The sequence below is a fragment of the Nocardia exalbida NBRC 100660 genome (assembly GCF_000308575.1).
In the GTDB taxonomy this organism is placed as follows: domain Bacteria; phylum Actinomycetota; class Actinomycetes; order Mycobacteriales; family Mycobacteriaceae; genus Nocardia; species Nocardia exalbida.
In genome coordinates this window covers 185,158-202,355 of the sequence record NZ_BAFZ01000041.1, presented here as the reverse complement: position 1 = coordinate 202,355, position 17,198 = coordinate 185,158, and the positions used below count along the sequence as shown (strand labels likewise).

General features: G+C 67.0%; 14 protein-coding genes. 6 read left to right on the top strand and 8 right to left on the bottom strand.

What is annotated here, in order from left to right; genetic code table 11:
* Nucleotides 1-3: 3 nt before the first annotated feature.
* Genes ON29_RS36600 through ON29_RS09510 form a run of 4 tightly spaced genes read right to left on the bottom strand, consistent with a single transcriptional unit; the run spans nucleotide 4 to nucleotide 5,557 of the window.
* Nucleotides 4-2,085 (bottom strand): hypothetical protein, encoded by a 2,082-nt coding sequence (locus ON29_RS36600; RefSeq protein WP_051175027.1) that lies wholly within the window; start codon nucleotides 2,083-2,085, stop codon nucleotides 4-6.
* A complete protein-coding gene (locus ON29_RS09520; protein WP_040865782.1) occupies nucleotides 2,085-4,085 on the bottom strand; it encodes a type VII secretion target in 2,001 nt (666 codons plus the stop codon). The genes ON29_RS36600 and ON29_RS09520 overlap by 1 nt, the downstream gene beginning before the upstream one ends.
* A 34-nt stretch (nucleotides 4,086-4,119) precedes the next feature.
* Nucleotides 4,120-4,509 (bottom strand): hypothetical protein, encoded by a 390-nt coding sequence (locus ON29_RS09515; RefSeq protein WP_174371799.1) that lies wholly within the window; start codon nucleotides 4,507-4,509, stop codon nucleotides 4,120-4,122.
* 10 nt (nucleotides 4,510-4,519) lie between these two features.
* Nucleotides 4,520-5,557, bottom strand: a complete 1,038-nt coding sequence (locus ON29_RS09510; RefSeq protein WP_157172715.1) for a prenyltransferase/squalene oxidase repeat-containing protein — start codon at nucleotides 5,555-5,557, stop codon at nucleotides 4,520-4,522.
* 296 nt (nucleotides 5,558-5,853) lie between these two features.
* On the opposite strand from ON29_RS09510, the gene ON29_RS09500 reads away from it, so the two are divergent.
* Nucleotides 5,854-6,873 carry a hypothetical protein gene (locus tag ON29_RS09500; RefSeq protein WP_157172714.1) on the top strand — a complete coding sequence of 340 codons (1,020 nt, stop codon included), beginning with the start codon at nucleotides 5,854-5,856 and terminating at the stop codon, nucleotides 6,871-6,873.
* Between the two features lie 245 nt (nucleotides 6,874-7,118).
* Here ON29_RS09500 and glnA read toward each other — a convergent pair whose 3' ends face one another.
* The gene (glnA, locus tag ON29_RS09495) at nucleotides 7,119-8,555 is read right to left on the bottom strand and encodes a type I glutamate--ammonia ligase (protein WP_040865778.1); all 1,437 of its coding nucleotides are present in this window, start codon (nucleotides 8,553-8,555) and stop codon (nucleotides 7,119-7,121) included.
* Nucleotides 8,556-8,806: 251 nt separating this feature from the next.
* Here glnA and ON29_RS09490 point away from each other — a divergent pair, with 251 nt between their 5' ends.
* Nucleotides 8,807-9,262, top strand: a complete 456-nt coding sequence (locus tag ON29_RS09490) for an RDD family protein (protein ID WP_040865777.1) — start codon at nucleotides 8,807-8,809, stop codon at nucleotides 9,260-9,262.
* A gap of 111 nt (nucleotides 9,263-9,373) precedes the next feature.
* Here the strand turns inward: ON29_RS09490 and ON29_RS09485 are convergent, their stop codons facing one another.
* Together ON29_RS09485 and ON29_RS09480 are read right to left on the bottom strand one after the other, a co-directional pair.
* Nucleotides 9,374-10,108: a DUF4191 domain-containing protein gene (locus ON29_RS09485; RefSeq protein WP_040865776.1), complete on the bottom strand. Its 735-nt coding sequence runs from the start codon at nucleotides 10,106-10,108 to the stop codon at nucleotides 9,374-9,376.
* 61 nt (nucleotides 10,109-10,169) lie between these two features.
* Nucleotides 10,170-10,613, bottom strand: a complete 444-nt coding sequence (locus ON29_RS09480; protein ID WP_040865775.1) for a TY-Chap domain-containing protein — start codon at nucleotides 10,611-10,613, stop codon at nucleotides 10,170-10,172.
* A gap of 667 nt (nucleotides 10,614-11,280) precedes the next feature.
* Here ON29_RS09480 and ON29_RS09470 point away from each other — a divergent pair.
* The 4 genes from ON29_RS09470 to ON29_RS09455 are packed head-to-tail and all read left to right on the top strand — an operon-like array spanning nucleotide 11,281 to nucleotide 15,661.
* Nucleotides 11,281-12,948, top strand: a complete 1,668-nt coding sequence (locus ON29_RS09470; protein ID WP_040865851.1) for a CocE/NonD family hydrolase — start codon at nucleotides 11,281-11,283, stop codon at nucleotides 12,946-12,948.
* A complete protein-coding gene (locus tag ON29_RS09465) occupies nucleotides 12,945-14,315 on the top strand; it encodes a M20 family peptidase (RefSeq protein WP_040865774.1) in 1,371 nt (456 codons plus the stop codon). The genes ON29_RS09470 and ON29_RS09465 overlap by 4 nt, the downstream gene beginning before the upstream one ends.
* Nucleotides 14,312-15,199, top strand: a complete 888-nt coding sequence (locus ON29_RS09460) for an alpha/beta hydrolase (RefSeq protein ID WP_051175025.1) — start codon at nucleotides 14,312-14,314, stop codon at nucleotides 15,197-15,199. The genes ON29_RS09465 and ON29_RS09460 overlap by 4 nt, the downstream gene beginning before the upstream one ends.
* A gap of 9 nt (nucleotides 15,200-15,208) precedes the next feature.
* A complete protein-coding gene (locus ON29_RS09455; protein ID WP_040865773.1) occupies nucleotides 15,209-15,661 on the top strand; it encodes a 6,7-dimethyl-8-ribityllumazine synthase in 453 nt (150 codons plus the stop codon).
* A gap of 3 nt (nucleotides 15,662-15,664) precedes the next feature.
* Here the strand turns inward: ON29_RS09455 and ON29_RS09450 are convergent, their stop codons facing one another.
* Nucleotides 15,665-17,104 carry a neutral zinc metallopeptidase gene (locus ON29_RS09450; RefSeq protein WP_040865772.1) on the bottom strand — a complete coding sequence of 480 codons (1,440 nt, stop codon included), beginning with the start codon at nucleotides 17,102-17,104 and terminating at the stop codon, nucleotides 15,665-15,667.
* Between the last annotated feature and the right edge of the window lie 94 nt (nucleotides 17,105-17,198).

Below are 17,198 nucleotides of genomic sequence, written 5' to 3'. Positions count from 1 at the left end.
CGTTCAGACCTGAGGCGGTGGTCCCACGGGCGGCGGACCGGAAGGCTGCGCCGTGCTCAACGTCGGCGGAGGCGGTGCCGTGGCTCCGGGATCGGCGGTATTGGAACCGACATCCAGCCCCGTCGGGTGGACGAAGCCCGTGAAATTCCCGTACTTTTCCGTCAACGGGGGGTTGTTGGGATCCAAGGGAATGAGCTGGCCACCGTCCAGGACGAACAGTCCGTCCATCCCGTTCGGGTTCCTGACGACCAGCGCACTGAACTTCTCCCACTGAAGAATGTCGCCCGTCTTCAAGTCGCCGGGACCGTTGACCACCGCAGGCGGATGTTCGGCCGTGATCTCACCCGCGGTCCCCTTGTACGCGGATATCGCATCGAGAGCGACGTTCTGCGTCTGTTTCTGCAAAGCCTCGGCGACCGGCGGCGATGCCTGCACCGTCGCATTCCCGATCTGAACCGCCGGCGTCGTGCCGGGTGCGTTTATCGGCGGCGGAGCGCCCGCGTACGTCGGCGCTGTCACGCCGGGAGGAGCCCCCTGCTGAACTGCTTGATTCGCAGTGGCCGTCTGGGCGTTGCGCTTCCGCTCGCGCTCCTCACGCCGCTCCCGCTCCTTTTCCCGATCCCGCTCCGCGTAGGCTCGATCGTCGTCGGGCTGACGATTCCCCTGGTTCATCATCCCGCTCATGGCGCTCATCATCGCCATTTGCTGCATCGCATTGGCCATACCGTTGTCGCCGGTATTGCTGGCGGGCGCGACGCTGCCGGTATTCGCGCCGGTGTTCGTACCCGTCGTTCCCGATCCGGTCCCGGTCTGCAACCCTGCTTGAGTCGCGCCCGGGTACGCGCCCGAGGAGGACGTATCCACACCGCCGCTGTCGGAGATCGGCTGGGTGCCCGTACCCGTCTCGGTCGCCGAGGTGTCGGTAGACCCGTCGATCAGGTCGTCGTAGGTGGAACTCCAGTCGTCGTTCGTGGCGCCGGTCTGCTGCGTTGTCGAATTACCCGTTGTGTTCGGCGGCACATAGGTGTTGTTGTTGCCGTTGTTGGGATTACCGGTGTTGTTATTGTTGTTTGCGTTGTTATTATTGTTGTTGGCGTTGTTGTTGTTGTTCGCGTTGTTGTTGTTATTGTTATTTTGATTATCGATATTCTCGGATTTCTTTTGAAACTCCTTCGTCGCCTGCTCGTATTCCTTGTCCCAATTTTCGGCAGCAGCATCGATATGTCGCACGTAGTACGACTGCTCCGCTTCCGCGGTCAGGAAATAGTTTCCCGATTCTTTGTTCTTCTCATAAGCCACGATCTCTGTCATAGAATTATCGGCGTCTTTGAAGCTGTACTTCATCTTGCCGTCGACCACTTTCGCGCCCGGGAACGCGAATTGGAGCTTCTCATTGAGGTCTTCGGTGATCCGCTTGAGCTTCTTGAAGGTATCCGAGTTCAGCACCGCCGAGTCGTCTGTGTCTACCTTGACGTTTTTGTGCGCGTCGGAGTACTCGGTCTGCCGCTTGCTCAACTGCTCTTTCAACGTGTCGTGCTTGTCTCTGACCTGGGACCACCCGTCCGCACTCGTGACCTGCTGGCCGTCGAGCACGTTGGTGAAGTCGGGAGCGGCTTTCGGATCACGAGCTCCCAGCGTGTCGAAGCCCCACTGCATCGTGAACTCGGTGTCCTCGATCAGGCTGATCAGGGAGGCGCTGGCGCCCTTCGGCTGATACAGGTCGACCCGATACAAATGTTCTTTCTCGTCGGGCAACTCCCAGCCGTAACCGTCCGCGAACTTCGGCGTGGCAGCCTCGTCTTCCTTCGTCTTCTTCGCGGTGACGACATCTTCCGGGTGTCCGGTTTTCAGCGCATCGATGATCTTCGGGTATTTTTCGGCGACACTGCCGGACGTGTCCCTGGCGAGCATTTCTCGCACCTGGGGCTCCAGCTTGTCGAAGGCTTCTTTGAACTCGGTCGAATTCAGTCCGTCCAGCGCCTTCAACGAGTCTTCGGCTTGGCCGTCCTGAAAACCGGCCCCGTCCCACGTGGTCGACTCGTAGTGCTTGTTGATCTTGTTGACGGCGTCGTCTACCTTGCTCATCAGGCGCTCCTCTGCTCACTGGAGCCCTTGGACCCAGCCGAACCGTTCAACAATTCTGTAATGGGCGGGGGCGCACCGTCGGAGCCGAGGGGACTGGCGCTCACGCCGTGCAAACCAATCCCGGCATCCCGCGTCATGCCAACCCGGGGGTGCGCAATTGCGGTGTCGGTCGCCTCCACTGCCACGCGCGCGACCGCTGGTAGCTGAGGGTGATCAGCGATTTGGCCGTACGCGTAGAGCGCGTCGCGCAGCGTCTGCCGATCTGGTTCGCCCGCGACGGCCAGCGACAGCAGTTCGTTGGCACGACGCTCGAAAACCATGGCCCGCAGCGTTTCCGCGCTCGATACGTCCGAGGGAGGCCCCCCGGGCGGAGCGTAGGAAATCCCCATCTGCCGCGACCGCAATTCCGCTGCCGTCCTGCTGTCGGCGGCGAGAATCTCCTCCAACCAGATCGCCGGAACAGGCCGACCGGCGTGCATCGCATCGAAGATCTGCTGCCGCGCGGCACGGTAGGCAGGAAACCCACCACCGATGTGCGGGACGGCGGCGCGGACCCGGGCATCCGCCACTCGGGCCAGTTCGAGACACTTTGCCCGGATTTCGTTTTCGGGCAGCGCATCCGCCTGTAGCAGCAATTCGCTCGAACCGGCAAGTGTCAAGCGATCCACGAGTCCGACCCCGGGGGTGGTGAAGTCGACGGCGGACTCGGCAGGCGATACCCCGCCCTCGACAGCGACATCCTCGCCGAGGATGGCGAACAAGTCGTCCGAGATGGCCGTAGACGAGACCATCGCACTGATTCGAGCGCTCCTGAGGCGGCCTACCGAGCCGAACTCCGCCAGCATCCGGGCCGGATCCGCTGTGCTCTCCAGCGCCGCGGTGGCTCTCCGGGCCGCGTTGTCCAGCACGGCGTCCCATTTCCACGGGAGGGTGACCTCGGACGGCAGGAACAGACCGGACGGCAGCCAACCACGGCCCTCGGTGGAAGTCAGCAGAATGATAGGCCCGATCGGAGTCCGCATCACCGCCACGGCCCATTCCAGACCATGCGCCGATTCGGCTACGGCAGCGAGAGTAGCGGCGAGCAAGGTACGGGCGAGTGCCAGATCCTCTCCGATCTGTCCACCCACTACCAACGACGGGAGGCGCCGCCTGTTCTCGGACGCATGGGCCACCGACGCGAAAGGACCTGTTGCCAGGGGCGCGGGCATCCCCGTGGCCATTCCCGCGGCATCGCCGGCAGCGTTCGCCGGGAGCGGTTCCAACACCGGTGGCGCACCCAGCCCGCCGACTGCACTTGCGGCACTACCCGAATCACCGGCCATGCCGACCATGCCGGGCGTGCTGCTCGAGCCGTCGACAGCAAGAACTGCATCGGCCCGATCGCCGCTGTCCGGCTCCGATCCACTGACCGAATGCGGGATCGTCCCGCCCGGCGCGGTGATCCCGGTGGATGCGGTGTCGGACGCCTGCGGCACCGAGGAGACCGACGGCGGAAGCGGCTGGTCGGAGCGTTCGACGTCACCGTCGGGCGCGCCCGGCGCACCTGCCGCGTCGGGCTCGATGGAAGGACGAGGCAGCGGCTGGGTGCCGTTCGTGGAGGGCGTGTCCCCGCTGTCTCCCACCGGGGCCGTGTGATCCGTAGGCGCGCCGGGTGTCGGGCCGACACGAGGGACTGCGTCGCCGAAACCATCACCGGCGCCTCCGATCCGATGTCTGCCGGACTGATCGGCAGCCTCGAGCGCCCTCGCGGCGGCGATCAGTTCGTCTCGCGACCGTTCATGATTGGTGGCGAGACGTTCGGCGGTGTCATGGCGCCTGTTGTAGTAGTCCACCAGAGCCGCTCGCACTGGATCGGCGATCATGCCGTAGGTGGGCTCGAAGTCCGCGAGCCACTGGTGCGGGATTTCACCCCACTTCCGGATGTTCGCGGCGGCCAGACCGTGCTGCTCGGCGATCGCGCGCAGCTGATCCGGCTCGACATCCAGGTAATTCGGCATGCTCGGTCGATCCCTCCCGCCAGCTATCTCAGGCTCATTGTTCCGCCTTCCCAGAGGTGGGGGCCTGCTGGTCCGGCCCCTTTTCGCCTTGCCATTCCCGCATGACCTCCGACAGCGGCCGTGGCAGATTGTCGGTGTCGTTCATCGCGATGTGGTATTGCCGCCGGGCATCCTCCACGCTCTCGGTGACGGCAGCCATGATTTCGGCGGCCAGCTCTCCGTTGTCGAAACGGGCGCAGGTGCCGGGCGCCAGGTAGAGGTCCAGCAACCGGCCGGTCGCGTCGACTTCGGGAATGACCAAGCCGCTCGGGGACGGTCGGCGTGCGACGATCCCGTCGGACCGTTCGCGCATTGCGGCGATGCGGTGCCGCAGTTCTCGCCCCAGGCCGAGTGCGGCGCGTACGTTGGGGTGAATTTCTCGCATGGATCCTCACTCATCCGCCGGCAGGACGCCCGCCTGCACTGCGACTGACCGACGATCCTACGGGCTCGGCCGTCGGCGCAGCGGTCGTAGACCTCTCTGTCGTGGCGAGCCCGAGCCGCGCTGCGCGCACTACATCCGTCAGGGCCAGCACAGCCATTGCCGTGCTGAGTAGCCTGCGATCATCGGCGAACATCTCGGTGGTCGGCGTGCGTTGACCCGGAACGAGCAGCCCCATCGAGGCCGGCCAGCCGCCATCCGGTAGCCGCGCCGCCAGCAGCGCCTGACATAGCAGGGCGACGTAGCCAGATGCCTCTAGCCGCACGGCTGTGATCAGGCGCTGAGCGATGTCGAAGGATGGCTCACAGCCGGGATCAAGGCATCCGTCCGCCGGGCCGACAGCTTCACTCAAGCGCTCCCGCTCCGCTTCGGCGATCCCCCGCGGTATGCCGCCGGAAAGTGCCAGAAACGTCAAGTTGTGTGCCGCGACGTAAGCGTCCGAGCGCCACCAGAACGAATCCCACTTTCCGTTGTCCAGGTGGCGGCGCACAGTATGCGCGCGGATGTTCTCGATCGTGAGCGTGTCACCCAGTGCGAGAAGCGCAAGCCCTGCCATGGGAGCAACCTCGTCGTGTTCCTCTGCCCACGAACCGAATACCGGCGACGGAAAGGTGCGCACCGCGCCGACCGGTGTGATGTAGTCGGTAAAAACATCCGCCGTCAAGGGATATCCAATATCGCGAGTGGCCATCAATCGCACCACCCATGAGGTCGTGTCGGCATCGCACGACACTGATCGGTTGTATCCCCACCCGCCCGGTCGTTGCGAGTCACGCAACGCCGCGACGGCACGGTCGAGCGCCAGGGTACGGCGGGGATCGGGTACGAGGAGATTCTCGGCCGAGTTCAGCGCGACACCCACACATCCGGTGATCCAGGATTCGGATCTGCCAGGGGGCAATTCATAGTCGCGCCAATAGCCATCGGCATCTTGGTGGCTCACCAAGAACTCGCACGCCGCGGCGATCATTTCGGTGACATCACTGTCCACGACACCCTGCTTTCCCTCTGAGATCGGACCGGCTAGGCCAGGCCGCGCGCAAGCCGCCCGGCGGTGTACGCGAACGTCGGCGGCAGGCTCCCACCACCCGGCAAGGTCGCGCCCCTGCCGATCGAAAGACATGCCACTTCCGAGCACAGCAGGCCGCACGGACTCACAATTCCCAGAATTGGGAACAGTGCCGCGAGGAGGCGCGGCGCTGGAGTGAGAGAGTCTGCCGATATGGGTAGAAGTGCCGCAGCGCCGTCCGCAGGCCCCGTCCACGCCGGGCGATCCTGACGATCTCGATGACTGGACCTGCCGGAGAATTCCTGGTCGACGTGGCCGATCGCTTGTCGCCGGGTAGCGACCCATCGACCATCCGCGCCATGCTGGAACAAGCCTGCGGAGGTCGACTCGACCCGCGGGGGCCGGATGGTCACCGAGCCAGCATGTTGACGATTGCCGGCACGCCGTTCGAAGCCAGTGTCAGCGGTGGCCGGGGGAAATTCACGCCCGCCGTTCGCTACATCACCGAGATCGCGACGCAGGAGACGCAATTCGCCTCTCGTGTCGCCGCTCACCTGGCCTCGATACGCGATCTGGTCGCATGGCTGCCCAACGGTGATGAGAGCGTGGTCGAGATGCTGCGGTCATTTGTCACGACGCTGTATCCGGACCCTGCCAAAGTGCCCGCGCAGCATCGTTCGGCGACGTGGACGGGGATTGTTCATCATGTCGCGGCACCACGTCATGCGGCTCGCCTCAAGGTTTACGGCGGCCTCAAGATCGTGCCGGGGGCACTGGACAGGCTGTGCAGCACTTGGCCCGGCTTCGCCGGATTGGTCCCCGTGCCCGATCACGAGAAGCTCATCACCCCGGTGGCCGCCGCGCTCGAGGTGGATGCACGCGGCGATGTGAACCACAAGATCTACTTGAAGGCACGCTACGACGACGTCGGTGTGCCGATGAAACTGTCTCGATATTTCGGGCATCCGGCCTGGGAACTGCTGTCCGAGTTCGTCCGGAGTGGCATCGAGGCAGCCGAACTCCACCGACACGACTGGTTCGTCTGCTGTTCGAGAAGCGCGGGCGGCACCGGTTTCGGGCTCTCACTCGGGTCGCGGCAACATACCGACTTCGGCGATCTCGTGACCGAACTTGCATCCCGCCACCACGGCACCACATACGCCGTAGACGCACTCGCCCAGGCTGCGAAGTCGTCCGGTGCCGCCTGGCGCTACTCGGCGGTCGGACTGGGCTTCTCCGCCGACCACGGCATCGACAAACTCAACGTCTACGGCACACCCACGTGGAGCGCTGTGTAGGCCGCCGACGCCAGAACGAACTTGCGGCTTACACCTCGAAGTACAGCTCGAGGTCTTGCCGTGTCACGACTCGAGTGAGCCTGCTGCGGTCAAGAGGCGGGTCACTTCACGCAGACGAGTCCACCCGTTCGGCAATCGGTGAAGTGATCGCCGAACGGATGGACTCGCGGGAACCTACTGCGGACGGACTGCGGACGGAGGATCTTGGTTAGACGCTCCGCCGCAGGTCAGAAGCCCGGAAAGGCTTACACGTCGAAGTACAGCTCGAACTCGTACGGGTGCGGCCGCAGGTTCACCGGGGCGATCTCGCCCTCGCGCTTGAGGGTGATCCAGGTCTCGATCAGGTCCTCGGTGAAGACGTTGCCTTCGGTGAGGTAGTCGTGGTCCTGCTCGAGGCGGTCGATGACCGACGCCAGGCTGGTGGGGGCCTGCGGGATGTTCTTGGCCTCCTCCGGCGGGAGCTCGTAGAGGTCCTTGTCGACCGGGGCCAGCGGCTCGATCTTCTTCTTGATGCCGTCCAGGCCGGCCATCAGCATGGCGGCGAAGGCCAGGTACGGGTTGCCCGAGGAGTCCGGTGCGCGGAACTCGATGCGCTTGGCCTTCGGGTTGTTGCCGGTGACCGGGATGCGGACCGCGGCGGAGCGGTTGCGCTGCGAGTACACCAGGTTGATGGGGGCCTCGTAGCCCGGCACCAGACGGTGGTAGGAGTTCACGGTCGGGTTGGTGAACGCCAGCAGCGACGGCGCGTGGTGCAGGATGCCGCCGATGTAGTGGCGGGCGATATCGGACAGGCCGCCGTAGCCGGCCTCGTCGTGGAACAGCGGCTTGCCGTCCTTCCACAGCGACTGGTGGGCGTGCATGCCCGAGCCGTTGTCACCGAAGAGGGGCTTCGGCATGAAGGTGACGGTCTTGCCCTCGGCCCACGCGGTGTTCTTCACGATGTACTTGAACAGCTGCAGGTCGTCGGCCGCGCCGAGCAGGGTGTTGAACCGGTAGTTGATCTCGGCCTGACCGGCGGTGCCGACCTCGTGGTGGCCGCGCTCGAGCTCGAAGCCCGCGTTCTGCAGGTTGGTCGAGATCTTGTCGCGCAGGTCGACGTAGTGGTCGTACGGCGCGACGGGGAAGTAACCGCCCTTGTTGCGGACCTTGTAGCCGCGGTTCAGGGTGCCGTCCGGGTTGAACTCGGCACCGGTGTTCCAGGAACCGGAGACCGATTCGATCTCGTAGAAGGCGCCGTTCATGGACGAGTCGTAGCGGATCGAGTCGAAGATGTAGAACTCCGCCTCGGCGCCGAAGTACGCGGTGTCGGCGATACCGGTGGAGCGCAGGTACTCCTCCGCCTTGCGCGCGATGTTGCGCGGGTCGCGGGAGTAGGCCTCACGGGTGAACGGGTCGTGCACGAAGAAGTTGAGGTTCAGCGTCTTGGCGGCGCGGAACGGGTCGACGCGCGCGGTGGAGAAGTCGGGCAGGAGGAGCATGTCCGACTCGTCGATGGACTGGAACCCACGGACGGAGGAGCCGTCGAACGCTAGCCCTTCCTCGGCGAGGTCGGTGGTGAAGGCCTTCCCCGGGATCGAGAAGTGCTGCTGCACACCGGGCAGGTCGCTGAACCGGATGTCGACGTACTCGATGTCCTCATCAGCGATGAATTTGATGACCTCGTCGGCCGTGCTGAACGTCACTTGTTCTCCTTACGGATCGGTTCCCAGCCAGTGTCGCTTGCATGGGTTCGTCGCGACCAGACGCTATGGATGCCGTGTTTCCCCGCAGTCAAGGATGTGTTTCGCCGGTGTTACACGTGCATCTGGCCGCGTGGTGCTGACCACCCGGACTCGACTTGCATGGTAGTCGTGCCCTCGCCGACATGCGCGCCGACGCTGAACTCCGCTTATGCGATCCCGGGCGCCGGTCCGGTCGCACCTATTCTGGGAGCATGGCACGCATCACCGGCTCCTGGCTCTCCGGACCCCCCGCCGACTCCGGCGGCCCGGCAACCCCCGAGTTCCCGGGCGCCGAACTCGGCCTGCCGGAGACCGGGGCGGGCTCGCTGGCCGGTATGGGGCGCCGCATCGCCGCCCTGTTCGTGGACTGGATGATCGCGCTCGGCATCGCGGCGCTGATCGTCCGCGGCAGTTCGGCGTCGAGTGTGACGTTGCTCATCTGGTTCGTCATCGGCGTCGGCGCGGTCACGCTGTTCGGGTTCACGCCGGGGCAGTATTTCCTGCGGTTGCGGACGGTGCGCATCGACGCGGACGCGCCGGTCGGGTTCGTCCGGGCGCTGGCCAGGCAGGTCCTGCTGCTGTTCGTGGTGCCCGCGCTGTTCACCGACGCCGACGGACGCGGCATGCACGACCGAGCGACCGGCACGGCGCTGGTGCATTCACGCTGAGCGCCGGGTTCGGCCGGTAGCGCGAACCGGGCGCGGCTCGAGCCATGTCCTCGCGACGATTGCAGACGAAAGGCCCGCGTCCTCGGACGCGGGCCTTTCGACCGAGCAGGATCAGCGGCGGCGGATGGTCCGCTGCACGCCGCGCATCTTGGCGCCCGCGGGCATCGGCCCCTTCGGCAGAGCGGGCCCGCCGCGCGCGCTGAGGGCGGACAACCGGCCTTCGATGAGGTCTATCCGCTTGGTGTCGATGTTGCGCGGCAGCTTGGTGAGGTAGCGCTGCAGGTCCTTGAGCGGAACCTGGCCCTCGTCGTTCCCGATGACGACGTCGTAGATCGGGGTGTCGCCGATCAGCCGGGCGGTGCGCTTCTTCTCCTGGGCGAGCAGCGACTTGACCCGTTGCGGGGAGCCTTCGGCGACCAGCACCACGCCGGGCAGGCCGATCACCCGGTGCACCGCGTCCAACTGGGTGGTGGCGGCGATGCCGTTGCTCACCCGCCACTTGCCCTGGAGGTTGTCCAGCACCCAGGCCGCGGCGCCCGCCTGGCCCTCGGCCTTGCGGTAGACGCTCTTCTGCACCCGCCTGCCGAAGATGATGAACGCCACCAGCGCCCCCAGCACCACGCCCAGCGGAACCAGGAACCAGGTCAGCCCGAAGACGAGGCCGATCACGACGAAGACGGCGGTGATGCCGACCAAGGCGCCGATCATCAGCGGCAGCAGCAGCTTGTCTTCCTTGCGCTGCATCTGGAACGCCTGCCACAGCTGTTTGCGGCGTTCTCTCGACTGCTGCTTGCGGGCCGCTTTCGCCGCGGCCTTCGCTTCCTTGGTGGGCTTGCCTGCTGCCATGTCTCTCAGGATAGTGCCCAGGTAGTCGCGGCTTTGCCGTGGGACAGCGGCCCGGCCGGTTCTACCCGCGCCGGGCGATCGGGCCGAGCACCGTGAGATCCAGGTCGCCCGACGCCTCGGTCCAGCCCATCGCGCGCAACTCGACGGGGGTCGCCACACCGAGGGCGTCGCGCAGGCCGACGACGACCGAGCGGGCGAACTCGACCAGGCTGTTCGGCGCGATGGGCCAGAACAGGGTCCTGGTCCAGTTGTCCGCGTCGCGCCGCACCACGGGCTCGTGCCAGCCCAGTGCGCGTAACTCCTGCGCGGCGGGCTCCGGTATGGGGTTGCTCAGGTAATGGTTCCCGGCCAGTTCAGCGGACAATTTGATGTCGTATTGGACAAATTGGACATAGCGATTTCCGGGGGCGGCGATGATCAGGGTCGCCCGCGAGGGCAACTCCGAAAGACAATGCGCCAGCGCTTGCACGAACTGTTCCCAGTCCGCGGTAGCCGGCTCGTTCATTCTTCCCCCGGGTATTCGCACTGGCATGATCATACGCCGACCCCGTCGGACACCGGATGGATTACCTTGCGCCACCGATGAGTTGGACCGAGCCATAGCCATTCGCCATGGCCTGCCTCGATATTACGCCGCTGCCGCATCCCGTTGCGCCTCCTCCACCCACGTGACCTGCCCGTATCGCCGGAATCGGCACGCTCGGCTCGCGGCTCGCGGGGCGCAACGCCAGGACGCGACCACGCAGGCCGCGCAAGATCCAGGGTAGAAAAGATGGACGACCGCCGATCCGTGCGCCATATGCGAGACGAATGCACCGGCGAGTTCGAAAAACACACCGGCACAGGCCCATTCCTTCACCAGCCGGATACGTTGTGCCGCGATCGCCATCGCGCCGAGAACCTCCGAAATCCGAGAATGGTCGGCACATACGCCAGATATCCCGGCTCGGTGTTCTCCGCCATCGTCCACTCCTTCCGCAGGCACTGATGTGCGTATGGCGGTCATGTTCGGCTACGGCGTCATCGGCACGACCGCCGAAGCCCTCCATGCGTGGCAACCGCGAATCCGCACTCCGGAACGGCCGCCGGATCCCGGTCTGCCCAGGAACGGTGGATGGCGACCACCCTGGTTCCGGGGGCTGGACGGCTGTCCGGGCACACTCGATAGTCCTATGGTGACCGAACGAGCCGTCCTGTCGCGTGCCGTATGCGGCCTGCTGTTGCTGCTGGCCGCGTTCACTCCGGTGACCGCCGCCGCCGAGCCGCTGCCGGTGCCCTATCAGTGGAGGCAGACCTTCATCGACGGCAAGGACGGCACCCGGCTGCACGCGGACATCCTGCGCCCGGCGGGTGTCTCCGACGACACGCGCACACCGGTGATCCTCACCGTCAGCCCCTATCGCGCGCACCTGGCGTACCTGAGTGAGCCGCGCCTGACCGCGGGCCCGTCCACCGACAATCTCACCGCCGAACTGTTCCTGAACGCGGGCTACACCTACGTCATCGTCGACCTGCGCGGGTTCGGCGGCTCCAATGGTTGCCCGGACTTCGGCGGCCCCGGGGAACGCGCGGATGTCGCCGCCGCTGTGGAGTGGTCGGCGGGTCAGCCGTGGTCCACCGGGAAGGTCGGGTTGTTCGGCACGTCCTACGAAGCATGGACGGGACTCATGGGCTCGGCCGCGGCCCCGGAGGGCCTCGCCGCGGTGGGCGCGTTCGAGCCGGTCGTCGACCCGTACTCCTACCTGTACATGCAGGGCGTCTCGTGGAAATTCTCCGGCAAGCCGATCACCGAGAGTGGTGTGCGCCCCGCCGACTTCGCGGGGCTGGAGCACCTGCTCATCGCGTCGACCCCACCGCGCCCGGAGGACTCCGGCGAATACCAGGTGAACGCGACGCAATTGCCGTGGCAGTGCTATCGGCAGTACCTGGCCGAGATCGGCGACCACAATCCGGACAGCGCCTTCTGGCGCGACCGCGACCTCGTCGCGCGACTGCGCGGCAACACGATCCCGCTGTTCCTCGGTCAGGGCTTCGTCGACTACAACACCCGGGCCTACCGGGTGTTCGACCTGTGGAACGGCCTCGGGCCCGGCGAGCACCGGGCCTGGTTCGGTCAGTGGGGACACCGCACCTGCCACGACAAATGCGGCACACCCCACTTCGACACCGAGCTGCTCGCGTTCTTCGACAAGCACGTCGCGGGTCGTGACGTGGTGGTTTCCGGACCGCGGATCACCGTCGGCCAATTCGACGGCCGCTGGCGCGCGGAGACCGCGTGGCCGCCCGCCGACGCGCAGCGGGTCCCGGTCGAACTTCGAACCGGCGAGTACACCGACCGGGGCCTGATCCCCGGGCCCGACCGGGAACTGTGGTCGGTCTCCGCGCCGCTGACCGGGGACCAGCACCTGTCCGGCATCCCCACCGCCACCCTGCGGCTGAGCGGCCCGGCGAGCGCGACGGTCGCGGTCGAGCTCTACGACATCGCACCCGACCTGCGCGCGACCGTGATCACCCGCGGGATCGCCCCCGTCCGCGACGTCGCCGAGGTCCGCTTGCTGGCTCAGGATTGGCCGATCGCGGCCGGTCACCGCATCGGGGTGCGGGTCACCGACGTGGTCGACGACGTATGGTCGCACTCCCCCGCCTTCGCCTCGGTCACGGTGACGTCCGCGCGCATCGAACTGCCCCTGCTGACCGGAACGCGCCGTCCCGATCTGCCGGGCGGGCTCACCGAAGGCATCGTGAAGTGGCGAAACGAGAAGACGATCGCCCTGGACCCGAGCATGTTGAACAATGCAACGGTGTCCATGAATCTGCCCGACCGCACCGGTGACCGATGACGGAACCGGTCGACGACCTGACCGCCGAACGCCTCGCCGCCGCGCTGCGGTGCGCGACGGTGTCCACCGACGACCCGCGTGACGCCGACAGCGCGGCGTTCGAACGCCTCGACGCGCACCTGCGGGCATCCTTCCCCCGGGTGCACGCCGAACTCGAACTGCGACGGTTCGCGCACAGCAGGCTCTACCGCTGGCCGGGCGTCGAACCGGACCGGGTGGCCGCCATCCTGCTCGCGCACCAGGACGTGGTGCCGGTGGACGACCTCGAGCGCTGGACCCACCCGCCGTTCGCCGGCGTGGTCGACGAGGAATACATCTGGGGCCGTGGGGCGATCGACGACAAGAGCCGGGTGCTGGCCATCCTGGAGGCGGTCGAGTCCGCGCTCGCCGCGGGCCTGCGGCCCCGGCACACCGTGTACCTGGCGTTCGGGCACGACGAGGAGGTCTTCGGCGGCGACGGCGCCGAGCGGATGGCCGGCCACCTGCGGCAGGAGGGCGTGCGCGCGGATCTGCTGCTGGACGAGGGCGGGGTGATCACCTCGGGCATCGTCGACGGCGTGCGCCAGCCGGTGGCGACGATCATGCTCGGCGAGAAGGGCTACGCGACGGTGCGGTTGTCGGTCACCGAGGTGGGCGGGCATTCGTCCATGCCGGGCAAGCAGACGGCGGTCGGCCGGATCGCGCGAGCCGTGGCCCGCATCCAGGACAATCCGATGCCGCTGCGCCTGACGCCGGTGATCGCGGACATGCTGGCCAGGATGCGCGAGGTCATGCCGGGCCCGCGGCGGCGGCTGCTGGGCCTGGCGGGCATCGCCGCGCCGGTGATCACCCGGGTGATGGCGGCCCAGCCACAGACCGAGGCCATGGTGCGCACCACCACGGCGCCGACGGTGATCCGCGGCGGCGTGCGGGCGAATGTGCTGCCGCAGCGGGCCGAGGCCATGGTGAACTTCCGCATTCTGCCCGGCGACACGGTCGCCTCGGTGCTTGCGCACTGCCGGAAAGTGGTGCGCGACAAAGGGATCGGTTTCGAGCTGATCGGGATGTCGTCGGAGCCGTCGCGGATCACGGTGCCCGGCCCCGCCTTCGAGCTGATCGCCGGTATCGCCCGTGCCGTCGTCCCCGGTATCGCGGTGACCACCGGCATCGTTCCCGGCGCGACCGACTCCAGGCACTACGACGACCTGGCGCGCACCCGGTGCAATTTCGCGCCGATCGTGCTGGAGGCGAGCGACCTGGCTTCGATCCACGGAACCGACGAGCGCCTCTCCCGCGTCAACTACGCTCGACTCATCGAGTTCAACCGGCGGCTGATCGAGCATTTCGCGACGGTCGGCGCGCCAGAAACGTCAGGAGCCCAGGCATGACGATCGAGCCGACGGCGGGCGACGCCACGCCCACCGAGCCGACCGCGATCCGCACCGAGTCCGGTGAGTTCGACGGAGCAGACGGCGCGGTCGCCTGGCGCGCGTGGCTGCCGGAGGGCGCCGCGCGGGGCGTGATCGTCCTGGTGCACGGCGTGGCAGAGCATTCCGGCCGCTACACGCACGTCGGCCGGCGGCTGGTCGGCGCGGGTTTCGCGGTCTACGCCCTCGACCACATCGGGCACGGGAAGTCCGCGGGCGGCAAGGCCAACATCGGCTCCATGGCGGCTGCCGCCGACAACGTCGCCGCCATGCTGGCCATCGCGAGCCGTGCGCAGCCCGGCGTGCCGCGCTTCGTGGTCGCGCACTCGATGGGCAGCCTGATCACCCTGTCTCTGGCCACCCGCGAGCCGATCGACGTCGCGGGCATCGTGCTGTCCGCCCCGCCGCTGGACATCCCGGTGGGCAATCCGGTGCAGCGCGCGCTGGCACCGGTGTTGAGCCGGTTCACTCCGAATCTCGGTGTGCTGAAGCTGGATTCGTCGCAGATCAGCCGCGACCCGGCGGTGGTCGTGGCCTACGACGACGATCCGCTGGTCTACCGGGGCAAGCTGCCCGCCCGCACCGGCGCCGAGATGCTGAGCGCGACGGATACGGTCAAACAGCGACTGGCGCAACTCACCGTGCCGGTGCTGGTGCTGCACGGCACCGCCGACGCGATCGCCGCGCCGTCCAGCTCCGATCTCATCGAGCGGGGCGCGGGGTCGAAGGATCTCACGGTGATCCGCTACGAGGGCCTTTACCACGAGGTGTTCAACGAGCCCGAGCAGCAGAAGGTCCTCGACGACGTGGTCGGCTGGCTGGAAGCGCACCTTACCGGAAAGTAGTATCTCGACATGAGTACAACCGGATCCATCGCGTTCATCCGCGCCAGCTGGCACAGCTCGATCGTCGGCAAGGCCTACGAGGGCTTCCGCACCGAATACACCGACCTCGGTTTCGATCCCGCGGGCATCGACGTCTACGAGGTGCCGGGCGCCTTCGAGATCCCGCTGCACGCCAAGCGCCTCGCGCACTCCGGCCGATACGCGGCGATCGTCGCGTCCGCGCTGGTGGTGGACGGCGGCATCTACCGGCACGACTTCGTGGCGTCGGCGGTGATCGACGGCCTGATGCGAGTGCAGCTGGACACCGACGTGCCGGTGTTCTCGGTCGTGCTCACCCCGCACCACTTCCACGAGCACAGCGAGCACGTCACGTACTTCACCGAGCACTTCCTGACCAAGGGCGCCGAAGCGGCCCGCGCGCTGGCGGGCACGCTCAGCTCGCTGCGGTCGCTGCCGGTGTAGCGCCTACCGGAACCGGGCCAGGCAGGCGCTCTCGCCGTCCAGGACGCCGGTGCGGAAAGCTTCCAGCCGCTGGTAGCCGCTCGGCACGACCTTGCCGTTCACATCGGCGGCCGCCGCGCCGTCGGCGAGCAGGCCGGAGACCGCTTCGTCCAGATCGCCCGCGGACAGGTGCGGATCGCTGCCCGGCCGGCTCAGCATGGTGGTCACTACGCCGCTGAGGCAGGCGGTGCGCAGACCGGCCGTCTCCGCGCCGGTCAGCGACAGCTTGCGATCCTGTTGCACCGCGAGCGCATACCGCGACACGAAGACGACGAACGCGTTGTAGTCGCCGTCCACCACCGCCGACAACGGGTCGTCGCCCGCCATCGGTCCGCCGCGCCGGGCCAGGGCGGGGACGTCGGTGCCGATCCGGTTGGCGGCAGGGCAATACGACACCGGCCGGGTGACGGTGACGTCCGAGCAGCCGCGACCGACCCCGGAGTAGTCGAATTGCGGCGGCCGCGTAACCGGGAAGATCTCGGTCAGCGCTTGGCCGAGACTGGTCAGCGCGGCGGCATCCACCGGGAGCTGGGCTTGCTCCTCGCCGGGCTCGAAAGTGGTGGGCAGATTGCCGCGGCGGTGCGCGATCTCCTTCCTGGAGATCTTCTTGCATCCGTCCGCGCCATCGGTATAGCCGATCTGCACCGCGGTCACCCGCTCGAAGGCCGAGCCGTGCACGTTCTCCGGATCGTTCGGGTCCCGGTCGCGCACGGCCACCGTGGCGCCGAGCACGGCGTTGAGGCCGTCGGTGGTGTTGAGCGCGAAGTGCGCCGAATTCCCCTCGGCCACGTGGCGCAGGAAGACACCGGCGAGGCAATCGGCCTGCTGTTCCTGCACGAGCGGCGGGGTCAGCAGACCCGCCAGCTTCGCCTGCCCTTGGATGGCGTGCCCGTACTCGTGGGCCAGCACCATCACCACCGCCATCTCACCGTACTTCTGCACCAGTTTCGGCAGCAGGACGCCCCGGTCCCAGCCGATGGTGTGGTCGCCGCCGCAGTAGGCGGCGTTCACCACCTGGTAGGTGTCGGACTTGCAGAACTTGACCGACTGAGCCTTCGGCGCCTTGGCGTCCCAGGAGATATACCTGGTCACCGGCTTGAACGTGCCGGGGAAGTACTCGGGGTATTCGGTGGCCCAGAAGTCCTGAACGTCGGCGATGGTATTGAGGGCCAGCTTGTCCATGGCGCCGCCGTCGCCGTTCTCCGCCGTGAGCGGCGCGTCGGCCACGCCCTTGCGCGGGCCGTTCGGGCCTGCGGCCGTCATGGATCCGGCCAGCTCCCAGGTGTCGGCCGGCGGCGAGACATGCTGCGCCGCATGATTATTCGTCCCCACTGCGCAACCGGCGAGCACGGCGGTCACCACCGCGAGCACGGCCACCGCGCCGAATCGCCTGTTCTTCGTCATCGAACTCGCCTCCCCGAGTACCGCGTCTCGGGCCCGCCGAGCGCTCACATCGTAATCGCCGCGAACCGGCTTCGCGCATCATCGCGGCCACGGT

Excerpts from the sequence above, each read along its gene's own strand:
- ON29_RS09520 (WP_040865782.1), bottom strand. The coding sequence starts at position 4,085 with ATGCCGAATTACCTGGATGTCGAGCCGGATCAGCTGCGCGCGATCGCC.
- ON29_RS09460 (WP_051175025.1), top strand. The coding sequence starts at position 14,312 with ATGACGATCGAGCCGACGGCGGGCGACGCCACGCCCACCGAGCCGACC.
- ON29_RS09500 (WP_157172714.1), top strand. The coding sequence starts at position 5,854 with ATGACTGGACCTGCCGGAGAATTCCTGGTCGACGTGGCCGATCGCTTG.
- ON29_RS09490 (WP_040865777.1), top strand. The coding sequence starts at position 8,807 with ATGGCACGCATCACCGGCTCCTGGCTCTCCGGACCCCCCGCCGACTCC.
- ON29_RS09455 (WP_040865773.1), top strand. The coding sequence starts at position 15,209 with ATGAGTACAACCGGATCCATCGCGTTCATCCGCGCCAGCTGGCACAGC.
- ON29_RS09480 (WP_040865775.1), bottom strand. The coding sequence starts at position 10,613 with ATGAACGAGCCGGCTACCGCGGACTGGGAACAGTTCGTGCAAGCGCTG.
- ON29_RS09485 (WP_040865776.1), bottom strand. The coding sequence starts at position 10,108 with ATGGCAGCAGGCAAGCCCACCAAGGAAGCGAAGGCCGCGGCGAAAGCG.
- ON29_RS09465 (WP_040865774.1), top strand. The coding sequence starts at position 12,945 with ATGACGGAACCGGTCGACGACCTGACCGCCGAACGCCTCGCCGCCGCG.
- ON29_RS09515 (WP_174371799.1), bottom strand. The coding sequence starts at position 4,509 with ATGCGAGAAATTCACCCCAACGTACGCGCCGCACTCGGCCTGGGGCGA.
- ON29_RS36600 (WP_051175027.1), bottom strand. The coding sequence starts at position 2,085 with ATGAGCAAGGTAGACGACGCCGTCAACAAGATCAACAAGCACTACGAG.
- ON29_RS09450 (WP_040865772.1), bottom strand. The coding sequence starts at position 17,104 with ATGACGAAGAACAGGCGATTCGGCGCGGTGGCCGTGCTCGCGGTGGTG.
- ON29_RS09470 (WP_040865851.1), top strand. The coding sequence starts at position 11,281 with ATGGTGACCGAACGAGCCGTCCTGTCGCGTGCCGTATGCGGCCTGCTG.